Here is a 14,983-nt window from a genome sequence, read left to right on the forward strand (position 1 = left end):
GCTCGCGGCCTCTTCCGCCTGCGCTCAGTCCGCCGGGTCTGCGGGCGCCGCTGCCTTCCAGTCGGGTTATGGCGGCTCGCGCTACACGACAGCCAGCGCCCAGACCGGCTCGACGCGGGATGCGAACGGCAATCGCCTGATCGTGGACGGCATCATCCAGACGGGCGCCAGCAGCTATGCCAACGCCAGCGGCGGCGTGTCGTCGAGCTATTCGGGGGCGGGATCGTCCTCGAACGGCGGGCTGGCCATCGGCGGGGCGACCGCGATCGGCAACAGCCTGAACGTCGTGGTTCAGGGCAGCCACAACACCGTCATCGTCAACTCCAGCCAAATCAACAACGGCAATATCAACGCCGGAACCGTGCTGAACGGGACATTGGACCTCGATAATGAGTGATCGGATCATTTCGCCAGGCGCTTCGGTTTCAGGACGCCGCCGGGCCCTGGGCGCAGTTTCGGCTCTCGCCGTCATGTTGGCGGGCTGCGTCAGCCCGGTCGCCGGCTCCAACGGCCTGTATGCGACGCCCATTGGCAACGCGCCGGTGACGGCCAACCCTACCCCCTATTCGACCGCCCTGTATTGCCTGGCCGACTATGCGAGGCGCTACAACCTGCCCTCGCCTCGCATCGCCGTGGGTCGGATCAGCGACTACACCGGCTCAGTCTCGGCGGACGGCGGACGCCAGATCACCCAGGGCGCGTCCCTGATGGCCTATTCCGCCCTGGGCAAGTCCGGCGCGCGGATGGTCGAGCGCTACGACACCTCTATTTCAGAGCTTGAACTGCGCTACGCCAACAACAAGCTGATCGGCGAAGAGGGCAACCAGGGCCCGGACGATCCGAACTATCGCCGCATTCTGGCGGGCCAAGTGCCCGGCTCCGACTTCTATCTTGTCGGCGGCGTGACCGAGGTGAACTACAACATCCGCTCCAGCGGCTTCGATGTCGCCGGCGGCGAGGTCGCAGAGCGCGGCGGTTCCGGCATCGTCCAGGGCAAGATCTTCGTGATGAACGTCGCGATCGACCTGCGCCTGGTCCAGACCACCTCGATGGAGGTGGTCGACGTCATCTCCTACCAGAAGCAGATCGTCGGCCGCGAAGTCTCGGCGGGCGTGTTCGACTTCCTGAACGGCAATGTCTTCGACATCTCGGCCGGCACCGGCGGTTTCGAGCCGGTCCAGCTGGCCGTGCGTTCGCTGATCGAGCGCGGCACCCTGGAGATCATGGCCAACCTGTATGGCGCGCCCGGTCCCGAAGTCTGCCTCGACGCCTCCAACGACCCGCTGGGGGCCGTGGGCCCGACCGGCGGCTATTATCCCGCCTACGCCAACACGGACACCAACAATGGCCAGACACGCGCTGAACCGAACCGTTGGCATGATCGCCGCGACGGCGATGTGCGCCGCAGCCGCTACTGAGGTCGCAGCGCAGACATCGGGGCAGGACGCCACGATCATCCGCAACAACCAGCTCCAGTCCGTCGATGTGACGAGCGACCTGGTGCTGAACGTTGAAGGCGCGACGGATCAGGTCACGGGCAGCAACTCGGCCCAGGGCAACAGCCTGTCGGGCGCCGTTCAAAACGGAACCCTGCAACTGGGCTCGCGCCAGACGATGCGCGGCGACTCGTTGGCGACCACGACCATCGCCGGTCGCGAGACCGAGGGCGCGGTCAATGTCGTCACCCAGGCAGGCGGCAACTATCTCGCCGCCGGCGCCTATGGCGCCAGCGCATCGGTCGATGCGACGCAGACCATGGAGGCCGGAGAAATTTCGGCGGGCTCCAGCCTGACCGGCGGCACGGCGCGGTTGCTGGAAGGCGGGTCGATCGGAACCTCGGCCATCGCCAACCGGACCGACTTGGGCGGGACCGGCGCAGTCGTCATCGGCACGGTGACCCAGTCTTCGGACGCCTCGGTGCGCGCTTCGACCCTGGTCGAGACCCAGTATATTCCGGCCAGCGCCGACGTGTCGGCCCAGGCTACGGGCAATGCCGTGGCCGCCAATAGCACGGGCGCCTCCTCCCAGAATCTGGGGGTTCGCCAGACCTCGACCGGCACGGTCGTGACGGCGGACGCCAGCGCCAACGCCGGCAACGCCTGGGATTTGGCAGGTCGCGCCAACGCCGCCGCCAACCAAGCGGTGCTGACCAACCAGGGCGGGGCGATGATCTCGCGCTTCGACCAGACCAACGGCTCGGCGGTCAGTGCGACGGCCCGTGTCACGGCCTATGACTTCGGCGCTGCGGTCGTTTCGGCCTCCGGCGCCGGCAATCTCGCCTCGGCGGGGAACAACGACCGCTATCTGAAGCTCGACAACACCCAGCTCAACACCGGCGGCGTCGAGGTCCAGGCCACGATGATCGGCACGAACGGCTATGACGCCTACGTCGGGGCTGATGCGGTCGGCAACTCGGTCACCGGCTACGCCTGTTCGGAGTGCAGCGGCACGCTGACCGCCACCAATCTCCAGAACAATTCCGGCAATGTTAGCGCCACCGCCAACACCAGTGTCGTGGGCGCCAACCGCGCCGTGATCACGGGCGTGAATGCGGTCGGCAACTCCGCGACCTTCTATGTGTCGCGGCCGGGGTCGGGCAACTGATCCCAGACTGGCCGCTGGAAACTCGCCACGGCCTCTCCTAGGTTTAGCGCTCGAGCCCGGCGGCCTGTCGGGCTCGCGCGACTGCGCCCGGCGCACGCGCTTGCCGGAGCGACCGCATGATCTCCTATCGCCACCTTCTGCTTCTCGCCGCCTCCAGCGCCGTCCTGCTGACGGCCAGCCTGCCCCTTGCAGCCACCGCCCAGACCGCAGCCCCATCCCCGACCAGCATCGCGCCCGCCCCGGCCGCTGGCTGGCCCCAGGCGAGCAGCGATATTCCCGCCGATCCCGCCATCCGCTTCGGCGCCCTGGCCAACGGTATGCGCTATGCCATCATGCGCAACGCCACACCTCCGGGGCAGGCAGCGCTGCGGATGCGGATCGACGCAGGCTCCCTGTCGGAACGCGACGACCAGAAGGGCCTGGCCCACTTTCTGGAGCACATGGCCTTCAACGGCTCCAACAACATCCCCGAGGGCGAGATGACCCGGCGGCTGGAACGGCTGGGCCTGTCGTTCGGCGGCGACACCAACGCCTTCACCAGTTTCGACCAGACGGCCTATACGCTGAACCTGCCCAATACCTCGGACGAGGTCGTGACCACGAGCCTGTTCGCCTTGCGCGAGACGGCCAGCGAACTGCTGATCGCTCAGGATGCGGTGGACAAGGAGCGCGGCGTCATCGTCGGCGAGGAGCGCACGCGCAATACGCCTGACCTGCGCTCGACCAAGGTCATGCTGCCCTTCCTGGCGCCCGGTCAACGGCTGGCCGACCGCCTGCCCATCGGCGATCTGGACATCATCCGCACCGCGCCGCGTCAGCTGTTCGTTGATTTCTACGACGCCTACTACCGCCCCAGCCGGACCACGCTGATCGCCGTGGGCGATTTCGATGTCGACAAGATGGAAGGCCAGATCAGGACCGCCTTCGAAAGCTGGACCAATACCGCACCGGACGGGGCCGATCCCGATGCCGGCGTGCTGGTCCCGCGTCAGGCCGAGACCCGCATTCACGTCGAACCGGGTGTGCAGTCGACCGCCCAATTGTTCTGGACCCGCCCACACGACGCCTCGCCCGACACCCAGGCCAAGCGGCGCAAGGACCTGGTTCGGTCCCTGGCCCTGGCCGTGCTGAACCGCCGGCTTGGCGAGATCACCCGATCAGAGAACCCGCCCTTCCTCGGCGGCGGCGGGGGTGAACAGGCCTTGTTCAGCGCGCTGGACACCACCGGCCTGGTCATCGCCTTCAATCCCGGCGGCTGGGAGCGGGCCATTGCAGCGGGCGAGCAGGAGCAGCGACGCCTGGTCGAACATGGAGTCGGTCCGGCGGAACTGGCGCGCGAGATCACCGAATACGGCACCGCGCTTCAGGCTGCCGCCGCGGGTGCGGCCACGCGCCAGACACCCGGCCTGGCCAGCGGCATCCTGAACGCGGTCAACGACGACATCGTGGTGACCTCGCCCGCGGAGAACCTTCGCGCCTTCCAGGCCTCTGCCCCGACCATCACTGTCGACGAGGTCAATGCCGCCGCGCGTGACCTGTTCACCGGCAACGGCCCCCTGGCCTTCGTCACCACCCCGGTCGCCATCGAGGGCGGCGAGGCGGCTGTCACCGCCGCGCTGGAGGCCTCTCGCCGGGTTCCCGTCGCTGCCCCCGCCGTCGCCGAGGTCGTCGAATGGCCCTACGCGGATTTCGGACCGGCCGCAGAGCCTGTGTCCCGCAGCGAGATCGCCGACCTGGGCGCGACCCTGGTCACCTTCGCCAATGGCGTAAAGCTGACGGTCAAGCCGACCACCTTCGCCGACGACCAGATCCTGGTCTCGGTGCGCGCTGGTCAGGGCGATCTGGCCCTGCCTACCGACCGCATGACGCCCATGTGGGCGGCGGCGTCCGAGGTGTCCGAAGGCGGCCTCGGCAAGCTGACGCGTACACAGTTGGAACAGATACTGGCCGCCAATGTCGTCGGCCTGAACTTCCAGGCGGACGCCGACACCTATCGCTACAGCGGCGCGACCCGGCCTGCCGATCTGGCGCTGCAGATGCAGTTGCTGGCGGCCTATGTGACCGATGCGGGCTGGCGCCCCGAGCCGTTCGCTCTGAACAAGAGCGCCCTGCCCCAGCAACTGGCCCAGTACGAAGCCACGCCGGGCGGCGCCTTCGCCCTGTATGGTCAAGCCATGCTGGCCAGCGGCGACCGCAGGTTCGCCCTGCCCAACGCCGCAGAGATCGAGGCGGCCCGGCTTGATGAGTTGCGCCAGTTGGTCACGAGTTCCGTCTCACAAGGCCCCATCGAGATCGTGGTGGTCGGCGAGGTTACGGTGGATCAGGCCATCGCGGCCGTGGCCTCGACCTTCGCCGCCCTGCCCGCCCGGTCACCGGCGCCGACCCCGACCGAGGCCGCTCTGCACGTCGCCTTCCCCGCCCCGACCACCCAGCCGGTGCAAATCTTCCACACAGGACTGCCGACCCAGGCCATGGGCTATATCGCCTGGCCGACGGTGGATTCCATCGGCGAGCGAAAGGAGGCCCGGACCGTCCAGTTGCTCGCGCGCGTACTGCAACTGCGCGTCACCGACGAACTGCGAGAGAAACAGGGGGCGGGCTATTCGCCGGGCGCCTCGGCGACCTCGTCCAAGGTCTTCCCCGGATACGGCTATGTCTTCGCCCAAATCGACACGCCGCCCGAACTGCTGCCCAGCTTCTTTGAGACGGTGGACACCATGGCTGCAGGACTGCGCGACGCCCCTATCGAGGCCGATGAACTGAACCGCGCCCGCCTGTCGACGGTCGAAAGCATCCGTCGCAGTCAGTCGACCAACGCCTACTGGGTCAGCAATTTGGAAGAGGTGCATGACGACCCCGCCCAGGTCCAGGCGCTGCGCACGATCATCTCGGACCTGGAAGCGGTGACGCCGGCCGATATCCAGCGCGTCGCTCAAACCTATCTGACATCGGATAAGGCTTGGCGCGCCCAGGTCACCGCTCGTCCTGCAGCAGAGTGAAGACAAAAAATGGCCCCGGTGCTTTCGCGCCAGGGCCAGTCTTATCGTCAGGATCGCCGGCGATGAACCGAACGCTCGAACATTAGAACGCGTCAGGTGACGCGCGGCTGAACGCGGCGTTCAGATCAGAACACGCGCCCGCCGACGCCGCCGTCCAGGGTCAGGCTCATGCCGCTGAAGGACGCGCCTGCGGCCTGAACCACCTCTTCGCGATAGTCGGTGTAGGTTTCCTCGCGATACAGCGACAGGATTTTCACGCCCGCGCCATAGCGGCGCAGCAGCGACCGCTCGTTGCAATCGCGCTCGGCCTTCTGGGGGCGGCATTCCATGATCGCCCCGGCCGGACCGCCGGGTCCACCCGTACCACGGCCATACCAGAGGGATTCACCCTTGCGGCAGGCGATGGTTTCGCCGTGACTGAAATCGACCTGATCCAGATAGTCGGCGATCGAGATTTGTAGCCAGGTCCCGGCGATGCAGCGGTAAAGCTCGCCCTCATAGCCGTCGTGGACATCGCGGCCAGGCGTCACCTGGGACGCCGGGTGGGGAATATTGCGGTCGTCGATGCAGACCGCTTGGATGACGACCCGCTTCATGGCCCAGCGTGACGCCGTATAGGCCGTGCGCACGACCTGAGCGGCTGCGGCGGCCTCGACGTTCAGGCCCTGGATGACGGTGGGATAGGGTTGTTCGACGCTGAAATAGGCGCCGCCGCCGCCGTTCACATAGACGTCGCCGCCCGCTCTCGCGTACAGATAGGCGCGGGCCCCGGCATTTGCGTTGGCGTTGGCGTTCGCATTGACGTTGACGTTCACATTGATGTTGGCGTTGCCGCCGCCAGGATAGGTCGGGGGGCCAGGCGGCGTGCAGCATCCGCCGGGGGGCGGCGGAGGCGGTGGCGGCGGGGGTGGCGGCTCGCAGCACACGGGCGGCGGCGGGCAGCCCGCGTTGCACTGGGCCGCCGCGCTTCCGGCGACGCCGAGCGCCATCAGGCCGATGATCGCCGGCAACCAGGTCTTGATCCGCACCCGCATGGGCTGGGCTCCTGCATTCATTCACCTGGGCCGATCCGCGACATGCGAACGACCCCAAACGGCATCTGACGGCAAAAGCCTTGCGTTTCCGTTGCCAAGGCTCGGGTAACCACGACTGCGACAATACGGCCTGAGGCTTGCGGTGCTCCCGGCGAAAGCCGAGGCCATGTTTCATTCCGGTACGCAGCAACTGATCGACGCCTGGACCGCCCTGCCGGACGCCCGGCGGATTCCAGCGCGCGCGGACTTCGAGCCGCTGCGAATGGGAACTCTGGTTCCGCAACTGTTTGCTGTCGATCGGCAGGGCGCTCGCCTGCGGTTGGCCGGGGGCTGGATCGAGCGACTGCACGGCGGCTCTCTCGGCGGGGTCGACTGGCTGACGCTGTGGCGTGAGGACAGCCGCCCGATGGTCGCCGCCGCCATCGTCCAGACCTTCCGCGAGGCGCGCCCCGTCGTCCTGGCGGCCGATTCCGAGCGCTTGGACGGCATTCTGGAGATCGTGATTGCCCCACTACGGAGCGCCAGCGATGTCGCCGACCGCCTGATCGGCCTGTATCAGCCGATCAGCGCCGCCGACCGTTCCGCCGATTCCGTCGGCCTGCTGGGCGCCCGCCTGTCGATCGGCGTCGGCGCGGTATCCCGACCACCCCTGAGCCTGGCCGCCATAGACGGACGCCGTATCGCCTAGACCGGGCGGAATCCGGCCACGTAACGCTTCCAGTTCTGGACATAGTGTTCAGCGGAGGCGCGCAGTCCCGCCTTCTGAGCCTCGTCCAGTTCGCGAACCACCTTGCCGGGTTGGCCCATGACCATGGAGCCGTCGGGGATCACCTTGCCCTCGGTAATCAGGGCGTTGGCGCCGATCAGACAGTTCTTTCCGATCACCGCGCCGTTCAGCACCACCGCGCCGATGCCGATCAGGGTGTCGTCGCCAATGGTGCACCCATGCAGCATGACCTTGTGGCCGATGGTGACGTTGCGGCCGATGGTCAGGGGCACCCCCTCATCGGCGTGAAGGACGCTGAGGTCCTGGATGTTGCTGTTTTCACCCACCCGCAGGGTATCGGTGTCGCCGCGCAGCACAGAACCGAACCAGACGCTGGCGCCGCGCTCGAGAATCACATCCCCTAGCACCACAGCATTCGGCGCTATCCAGTATTCCCCTTCGGGCGGAAGCTGCGGTTTCTTGTCACCCAGCGCATATACAGACATCACGACACCGTCATAACTGAAGCAAATGAGCGCTTTAAGCCCTCGTAAACCACGTTAGCATCAAACTGTTGATGCGATTCGAGGCCGTCCTTTCGACCTCTTATCCGTAGCCGGATCAAGCCCGGTCCGGTCATAGCCTGGAGAACGTCGTGGTGCGTTCGGTTCGGCGGCGGTCCCTGCCTTTCGAGGCTGGCTCGCCGGAGATTGGCCCCTCTTCCGACCCCGGACGGCTCGTCGCCGTTGTCCATTCCTCCCCCGATGTCGCCCGAGGCGGTGCTTTTGCAGCATCGCCTTTTTTCATGCCCAGCGCCGACCGGCCCAGCCGGGAGGCGTCTTTCCTTGCCTGGAGGCTACCATGACCAAGCGTGCAGCCGCGAAGCGCCAAACTCGTGAAGGCGTGTTCGATTCCCACTCGTTCTCCGAGGACTCCAAGGTCCGTCGGCTGCCGACATCGCGGAACAATCACGAAGCCTGGTCGCCGCACGCGTCGAACGACACCCGCGAGCAGGGCTATCTGAAAACCCTGAAGCCCAAGTCCGAGGGCCAGGCCGAACTGCTGAATGCCATCGACGCGTCGAACATGACCCTGGCCCTGGGACCGGCGGGCACCGGCAAGACCTATCTGGCCGTGGCCAAGGCGGTCGAGGCGCTGGAGGCCGGCAAGGTCGGCCGCATCGTGCTCAGCCGCCCCGCCGTCGAGGCCGGGGAGTCCATCGGCTTCCTGCCCGGCGCCATGGAGGACAAGCTGGCCCCCTATCTAAGGCCCCTCTACGACGCCCTGTCGGACCGGCTCAGTATGAAGCGGGTCGGGCACCTGATGGCCGAGGGCCTGATCGAGATCGCCCCCATCGGCTATATGCGGGGCCGGACGCTGAACAACGCCTTCGTCGTCGTCGATGAGGCCCAGAACTGCACCTATGTGCAGCTCAAGATGCTGCTGACGCGGCTGGGCTGGCATTCGACCATGGTGGTCACGGGCGACCCGCAGCAGTCAGACTTGCTGCCCGGCGTCTCGGGCCTGGCCGACATCGCCAGCCGCCTGGAGGCCGTGCCCGAGATCTCGGTCGTTCGGCTGGCCGAACAGGATATCGTCCGCCACCCGCTGGTCGCCAGCATGATCGGGGTTCTCTAGCCCCGGCTGGCTAGACAGCCTTCGGTTCAGGATCGGCGGCGGCCGGGTCGGGGATATCCTTGATCCGGTCGCTGCTGGCCCATTCCGGGCCGGCGTCCGACGACGATCCGTCAACAGCCCCTGGCGCAGCCTGAACGGCGGGCGAGGTCTTTACCGCGGGCTTGGCGTCCGGCGCGGCGCCCATCCGGTCGATCAGCTTGAAGACGAACGGGTTGAGAGAAATCGACAGCAGGGCGCCCGACAGGATCAGGGCGTAGGTTTCCTGGGTCATCGCGCCCAGTTGCAGTCCGATGGCGGCCAGAATGAACGAGAACTCGCCGATCTGGGCCAGGGAGGCGGCGACAGTCAGGCTGGCCTTGCGATCCAGCTTGAACATGGTGGTGATGATCAGGGCGGCGATGGACTTGCCGACGATGATGATGGCCAGGACGCCCAGAACGGCCAGAGGCTCGCGCCACAGGATGGTCGGGTCGAACAGCATCCCTACCGAGACGAAGAACAGCACGGCGAAGGCGTCGCGAAGGGGCAGAGATCGCTCGGCCGCATTGTGGCCCAGAGGCGTGCCGTTCAGCACAAGGCCGGCGACGAAGGCGCCCAGGGCGAAGGATGCGCCGAAGACCTCATAGGCGACCCAGGCGATGCCCAGGGCAATGGAGAGCACGCCGAGGGTGAACAACTCACGCGACTTGGTGTGGGCGATCCGGACCAGCAGCCAAGGCAGAACGCGCCCGCCGACAACCAGCATCAGGCCAACGAAGACAGCGACCTTGACCAAGGTCCAGCCGATGCTGAGCGCCAAGGTTCCGCCGTCGATGGCCGTCCCTTCCGGCACCAGGACCAGGGGCAGCATGACCAGGGCGATGACGATGACCAGATCCTCGACGATCAGCCAGCCCACAGCGATCCGGCCGATGTCGCCTTTCGACTGTTTGCGTTCCTCAAGCGCGCGGATCAGCACCACTGTCGAGGCCACGGACAGGGCGAAACCCATCAGCAGAGCCTGGGTATCGGGCAGGTTGAGAACGAAACGACCCAGGGCCCACCCCAGAACGGTGGCGACGCTGATCTGGACCAGGGCGCCGGGAATGGCGATCTTCCTGACCTTCATCAGGTCGGCGGGCGAGAAATGCAGGCCGACACCGAACATCAGCAGGATGACGCCGATCTCGGCCAGCTGGGGCGCCAGTTCGGTGTCAGCGGTCCAGCCGCCCGTATAGGGGCCGACGATAATCCCGGCGACGAGATAGCCCACCAAGGGTGAAAGTTTGAGCCGGTTGGCCAACATGCCGAACACGAAGGCCAGCACGAAGCCGCCGACCAGGGTGAGAATCAGGCTGTCGGCATGCGGCATCGGCGCTCCTGCGGTGCGATGGGGTGTCGGTCTGTCGTGAACACCAGATGTGGTGTTCCCAGGCCCATACGGCAAGGCTTACGGGGTGCGACAGTCTGTCATGGCAGCCCGTTTCCCTCTCCTGCAGGGGGAGAAGGAAGAGCAGTCAGACCTCAGCCCTCTTCGGCCGCGTCCGTATGCTGGAAATAGGGTTCGACCGGGCCCTGCAGCTTGACGGTCAGAGCGTTGCCCTTGCGATCGACGGCCTTGCCGACGGCCAGTCGGACCCAGCCTTCGGAAACGCAGTATTCCTCGACGTTGGTCTTTTCTTCGCCCTTGAAGCGGATGCCGACGCCACGCGCCAGCAGATCGGCATCGTGGAAGGGGCTGCTGGGGTTGACCGAGAGGCGGTCGGGGGGCGTGTCGGACATGGTCGAGCCTTGCAGGCGAAAGCGGAGAGCGGGTGAATAGCCCCCCTCGCCTCGCCTGCCAACCGTCGCCGGTCCTATTGGCTCGATCGGCCCTATTGCACCGACTGCCGCGGCGTCTGGCCTGCCGGGGCAGCGGGTGCGCCTGCCGCAGGGGCATAGGCTTGAGGTCCAGCCGATGCCGGCGCGGAACCGGCCGGAGCCGCAGCGGCCGGTCGCGGAGCCGCCGCTCTTGGCCTCGCGGCGGGCCGAGCCGCCGGACGGGCTGCCGCCGTTGCTGGCGCGGCCGTCTCGGTCGGCGCGGGCGGGCCTGCGGTCGGGGCGACAGCGGTGGTGTTGGCGGGTGCGGAGGCGGCGGCGGCGCGGGCGGCAAGCTGCTGGGCCTGGAAGCGGCGGGCCAGCTTCTCGGTCAGTTCCTGGGCCTTGGCCGGTGGCATCTGGGCCAGGACGGCGGCCAGCCCGCGCGGACGCATGGCGGCGGCGACCGGCAGGCGCACGTCGTCGGACAGGTTGTTGAAGACAGCGGCGGCTTCACGCGGCCGCATGGCCGAATAGACAGCGACCAGGCGGTTGGTCTCTTCCTGCTCCTTGGCGTCGGCCTGGCCCAGCAGGGCCTGGACCTCGGCCTTGATGGCGTTGAGCGCCTGGACCTTGGCGTCCAGCTTCTGCTCGGCGGCGACCATCAGCGGCAGGGTGGTGGCGAAATCGGCGTCGCGGGCGTCGAGCGCCGTGCGGCGGGCCGACAAGGACTGGATGATGCGGAGTTCGGCGGGCGAGATGCCGGCCTGCTGCGCCAACTGCTCGGGCGTCAGGGCGCAGACCGGGGCGATCGGCTTGACGGGCGCGGCAGCGGCCGCGTCGGACGCAACGGCCTCCTCGGCCCAGGCCTGGGCGCCTTGAAGCAGGCCGGGACCGGCGCCAACGGCGCGCACCGCCACCACACCGCCAATGGCGATGGCGATGAGCGGCAGAAGGCGGGGGATCTTGGCCATCAGGTCAGGTTTCCGGGCAGGCTAATGAACGGCATCGCAACTTCAGGCCGCAAACAGGTCGTCGTCGGGGTTAGTCCGCGCAGGGTTGCGTCCGGGTTTCACAGCTTGGTTAGCGCGACTGGCCGTCATGGCGCCGAGGATGGCCGAGACATTGTTCCGCCCCGGAGCCTTGGACGAAGCCATGCCCTGGATCCGTTCGGCCAGGGCCGCCATGCGCATGGCGCGGTCGTCTTCGGGCTCGGCAACCTCAGTTGTCCGCACGGGGCTGTCCAACGGCGCACGAGTGAAAGAAACTTCCTCCGCCTGCCTCGCCGTCTCGGGAGAGAATGAGGAAGCAGGCGACATCCGGGCGGCGCGGTTGCACAGCACCTCGAGCTCCTGCTTCACCGCGCGGGCCTTGAGGATGCGGTCGTGCAGCATGTCGGCCTCCTCGCTGGAGGCGCGCAGCGACCCGAGAGCGGCTTCGGCGCGGGCGGCGGCGGTGTTCAGCTCGGTCACCGCGCCGGCGAATGCCAGTTGCCCCGCGCGCAGCGCCGTCAACTTCTTCTCCAGCCGAACGCCATAGGCGAGCGCCGCGACCAGCAGCAGCATCAGAACTGAATCGAGAATGATGCCGGTCATGTCAGCGCTTGCCCCTGGTCAGATGGCTGGCGGCCTCGACCGAGATCGGGCCTTCCACACGGATCGCGATATGCTGGCCCTTGCGACCCATGCGGCCCGTCGTGACGGGGATGGAGCCACAGCGGATCGAGACGTCGGAATCCGGCGTGGCGTTCAGCATGAAGGTGTCGCCGACCTTGAGATCCAGCACGGTCGAGAGCGGCGCCTGCTGTTCGTCCAGCACGACGCGGACCTCGGTGTCGGTGGTCCAGAGCTCGGTGGCCAGGTGGCCTTCCCAGATGTTGTCGCGACCGAACTTCTCGCCCATGAACTGCTGCAGCAGCATCTTGCGGATGGGCTCCAGCGTCGCATAGGGCAACAGCAATTCGACCCGGCCGCCCCGGTCTTCCATGTCGATGCGCAGCTTGACCAGGATCGCCGCGTTCGCAGGCCGGGCGATGGCGGCGAAGCGGGGATTGGTCTCCAGCCGGTCCAGGTTGAAATGGACGGGGGTCAGGGGCTCGAACGCGGCCTGGGCGTCGGCCAAGATGACCTCGACCATCCGCTGCACCAGAACCCGCTCGATGGTCGTATAGGGCCGCCCCTCGATGCGCAGGGCCGCCGTGCCGCGACGCCCGCCCAGCAGCACGTCGACGATGGAATAGATCAGGTTGGAATCGACCGTCAGCAGGCCGTAGTTGTCCAACTCCTCGGCCCGGAACACCGCCAGAATGGCCGGCAGGGGGATCGAGTTCAGGTAGTCGCCAAAGCGGATGGACGAGATGTTGTCGAGCGAGACCTCGACGTTGTCCGAAGTGAAGTTGCGAAGGCTGGTCGTCATCAGCCGCACCAGGCGGTCGAAGACGATCTCGAGCATCGGCAGGCGCTCGTAGGACACGAGTGCGGAGTTGATGATGGCGCGGATGCCGGTCCGGTCCGAGCCGTCCTCATCACCAAGGTCGAAGCCCAGCAGGCTGTCGATCTCGTCCTGGTTCAGCACGCGCTCGGACGCGGCCCCGCCTGCCGCGCCGGAGCCGAAGGGATCGTCCTGGGTTTCGGCGAACGCGGCGTCTGACATTACTGGACCAGCATCTCTTCGATCAGGACGGCGTCCACCTTGCCCGGCGCGGCGACCAGGTTGACGCGGCGCAGGATCTCGGTGCGCAGTTGATAGCTGCCGGCCGAGCCCGCGAGGTCCTCGGGGCGAAGCTCGCGCAGGAAGCCCTGGAACATATCCTGCATTCGGGGTGACTCTTCCTGCAGGTGCGCGGCCAGTTCGGCGTCGTGCATCTCGAGCGTCAGCTTCAGCTTCAGGAAGGTGGGACGGCCGTCGGCGGACTGAATGTTCACCACCATGTCAGGCAGGGTATAGAAGGTGACGCCGTCAGGCCCCTCGGCGATGACACCGGCTGCAGGATCGGCCTCGCCGCCCTCCTTCTTCTCGCCGTGACCTCCGCCTTCCTTTTTCTTCTCCTTGCCGCCCTTGGCCTCTTCGCCATGACCGGCCTCGCCCTCGGCGGCGGCAGGCTTGGGCTTCATCAGCACGAAGGCGGTCGCACCGCCGCCACCCAGGACCAGCACGGCTGCGGGGATGATGATGAACAGCAGCGGGATCTTCTTCTTGGCCGGCGCGGCTTCACCGCCCTCGACCTCGGCGCCATGAGCGACAGCCAGAGCCGTGGCTTCGTCAGCGGCGGCCCCGCCCTTCTTCTTCTTGCCCAGCTTCAGCATGCGCCCACCAGAGGGTGATTCCAGCGTCCAGATGCCGTCAGTTTGGTTAACGCGAGATTGAAATCCGGCAAATCCTGCCGGGCGCCCCATGCCGCAAACGACCCCAAACGCCCACGGGGCGGGCATTAACCGTGTTGGCACGGTCGTTGCGTGGCCCTTAACGAAAGGAGCCTGCGCCTCATGGAAAATGCCGCCTACGTCGGACTGTCACGCCAGATGACCTTGCGCCGCGAGCTCGACATCGTCGCCAACAACATCGCCAACGCCAACACCACCGGCTTCAAGGTCGAGCAGTTGATGGTCGGCACCGAGGTCGGCCAGCGGGCCAGGAACGAGATGGTCCGCCCCGGCGTCAGCTTCGTGCTGGACAACGGCGTCGGCCGCGACTTCGGTCAAGGAGCCATGGCCCAGACAGGCCGTGACCTGGACTTCGCCGTCGATGGCGAGGGCGCCTTCTTCACCGTCAACGACGGAACCGGCGAGGCCTATACCCGCGACGGCGCCTTTGCGCTGGATGCCGAGGGGCGGCTGGTGACCCAGGGCGGTCTGGCCGTTCAGGGCGATGGCGGCGACATCGTCGTCGACAACACCAAGGGCCCGATCACGGTCGGCGAGGACGGCACGATCAGCCAGCAGGGCCTGCCCATCGGCCGCCTGACCCTGGCCCGGTTCGAGGCCCTGGGCGCGCTGTCGAAAGATGGCGACGGCCTGTACCGCAACCGCTCCAACGCCCAGCCGATCGAGGCCACAGGCGCCCAGATCCGCCAGGGAATGCTGGAAGGCTCCAACGTCAATTCGCTGATCGAGGTCACCAGCCTGATCGAGATCAGCCGCGCCTATGAGTCCGTCTCGAAGATGATTGAAAACACCAATGACCTGTCCCGTCGCGCCGTCGAGCGCCTCGGGCGGGTGAGCTAGGAG

At 67.0% G+C, this 14,983-nt stretch carries 15 protein-coding genes (1 of these 15 running past the window's edge); 7 read left to right on the plus strand and 8 right to left on the minus strand.

All coding sequences use genetic code 11. The features are described from left to right. The 4 genes from hfaA to ACO05L_RS12095 all read left to right on the plus strand — a co-directional run. Positions 1-397, plus strand: the 3' portion of a protein-coding gene (gene hfaA, locus ACO05L_RS12080; protein ID WP_421729413.1) for a holdfast anchoring protein HfaA. It extends 50 nt beyond the left edge of the window; only the last 397 of its 447 coding nucleotides appear in the window; its start codon lies beyond the left edge, outside the window; the stop codon is at positions 395-397. Next, positions 390-1,418, plus strand: coding sequence for a holdfast anchoring protein HfaB (gene hfaB / locus ACO05L_RS12085; protein WP_421729414.1), 1,029 nt, complete (start codon positions 390-392; stop codon positions 1,416-1,418). Before hfaA ends, hfaB begins: the two co-directional genes overlap by 8 nt. Next, positions 1,345-2,604, plus strand: coding sequence for a holdfast anchor protein HfaD (gene hfaD / locus ACO05L_RS12090; RefSeq protein WP_421729415.1), 1,260 nt, complete (start codon positions 1,345-1,347; stop codon positions 2,602-2,604). Before hfaB ends, hfaD begins: the two co-directional genes overlap by 74 nt. 116 nt (positions 2,605-2,720) lie before the next feature. Then, positions 2,721-5,603 carry a M16 family metallopeptidase gene (locus tag ACO05L_RS12095; RefSeq protein ID WP_421729416.1) on the plus strand — a complete coding sequence of 961 codons (2,883 nt, stop codon included), beginning with the start codon at positions 2,721-2,723 and terminating at the stop codon, positions 5,601-5,603. A gap of 125 nt (positions 5,604-5,728) precedes the next feature. On the opposite strand, the gene ACO05L_RS12100 is transcribed toward ACO05L_RS12095, so the two are convergent. Next, a complete protein-coding gene (locus ACO05L_RS12100) occupies positions 5,729-6,658 on the minus strand; it encodes a hypothetical protein (RefSeq protein WP_421729417.1) in 930 nt (309 codons plus the stop codon). A gap of 121 nt (positions 6,659-6,779) precedes the next feature. Between ACO05L_RS12100 and ACO05L_RS12105 the strand changes: the two genes are divergently transcribed. Further along, positions 6,780-7,325: a PAS domain-containing protein gene (locus ACO05L_RS12105; protein WP_421729418.1), complete on the plus strand. Its 546-nt coding sequence runs from the start codon at positions 6,780-6,782 to the stop codon at positions 7,323-7,325. Here ACO05L_RS12105 and ACO05L_RS12110 read toward each other — a convergent pair. Beyond that, positions 7,322-7,849, minus strand: coding sequence for a gamma carbonic anhydrase family protein (locus ACO05L_RS12110; RefSeq protein ID WP_421729419.1), 528 nt, complete (start codon positions 7,847-7,849; stop codon positions 7,322-7,324). The two genes, ACO05L_RS12105 and ACO05L_RS12110, sit on opposite strands and share 4 nt — an antisense overlap. 343 nt (positions 7,850-8,192) lie before the next feature. On the opposite strand from ACO05L_RS12110, the gene ACO05L_RS12115 reads away from it, so the two are divergent. Continuing rightward, positions 8,193-8,981, plus strand: a complete 789-nt coding sequence (locus ACO05L_RS12115) for a PhoH family protein (RefSeq protein WP_421731688.1) — start codon at positions 8,193-8,195, stop codon at positions 8,979-8,981. Positions 8,982-8,991: 10 nt separating this feature from the next. On the opposite strand, the gene ACO05L_RS12120 is transcribed toward ACO05L_RS12115, so the two are convergent. The 6 genes from ACO05L_RS12120 to ACO05L_RS12145 all read right to left on the minus strand — a co-directional run bounded on the left by ACO05L_RS12120 (position 8,992) and on the right by ACO05L_RS12145 (position 14,062). Next, the gene (locus ACO05L_RS12120; RefSeq protein WP_421729420.1) at positions 8,992-10,332 is read right to left on the minus strand and encodes a cation:proton antiporter; all 1,341 of its coding nucleotides are present in this window, start codon (positions 10,330-10,332) and stop codon (positions 8,992-8,994) included. 152 nt (positions 10,333-10,484) lie between these two features. Next, positions 10,485-10,742, minus strand: coding sequence for a DUF3297 family protein (locus ACO05L_RS12125; RefSeq protein ID WP_421729421.1), 258 nt, complete (start codon positions 10,740-10,742; stop codon positions 10,485-10,487). Between the two features lie 92 nt (positions 10,743-10,834). After that, positions 10,835-11,731, minus strand: coding sequence for a MotE family protein (locus ACO05L_RS12130; RefSeq protein ID WP_421729422.1), 897 nt, complete (start codon positions 11,729-11,731; stop codon positions 10,835-10,837). Positions 11,732-11,773: 42 nt separating this feature from the next. Further along, on the minus strand, positions 11,774-12,352 hold the full coding sequence (locus ACO05L_RS12135) for a DUF6468 domain-containing protein (RefSeq protein WP_421729423.1): 579 nt from the start codon (positions 12,350-12,352) through the stop codon (positions 11,774-11,776). A gap of 1 nt (position 12,353) precedes the next feature. Next, positions 12,354-13,409, minus strand: coding sequence for a flagellar motor switch protein FliM (gene fliM / locus ACO05L_RS12140; protein ID WP_421729424.1), 1,056 nt, complete (start codon positions 13,407-13,409; stop codon positions 12,354-12,356). Next, the gene (locus tag ACO05L_RS12145) at positions 13,409-14,062 is read right to left on the minus strand and encodes a flagellar basal body-associated FliL family protein (protein ID WP_421729425.1); all 654 of its coding nucleotides are present in this window, start codon (positions 14,060-14,062) and stop codon (positions 13,409-13,411) included. The genes fliM and ACO05L_RS12145 overlap by 1 nt, the downstream gene beginning before the upstream one ends. A gap of 180 nt (positions 14,063-14,242) precedes the next feature. On the opposite strand from ACO05L_RS12145, the gene flgF reads away from it, so the two are divergent. Further along, positions 14,243-14,980 (plus strand): flagellar basal-body rod protein FlgF, encoded by a 738-nt coding sequence (gene flgF / locus ACO05L_RS12150; RefSeq protein WP_421729426.1) that lies wholly within the window; start codon positions 14,243-14,245, stop codon positions 14,978-14,980. The last annotated feature ends 3 nt before the right edge of the window (positions 14,981-14,983 follow it).

The organism is Brevundimonas sp., from assembly GCF_965227765.1.
Lineage (GTDB): Bacteria > Pseudomonadota > Alphaproteobacteria > Caulobacterales > Caulobacteraceae > Brevundimonas.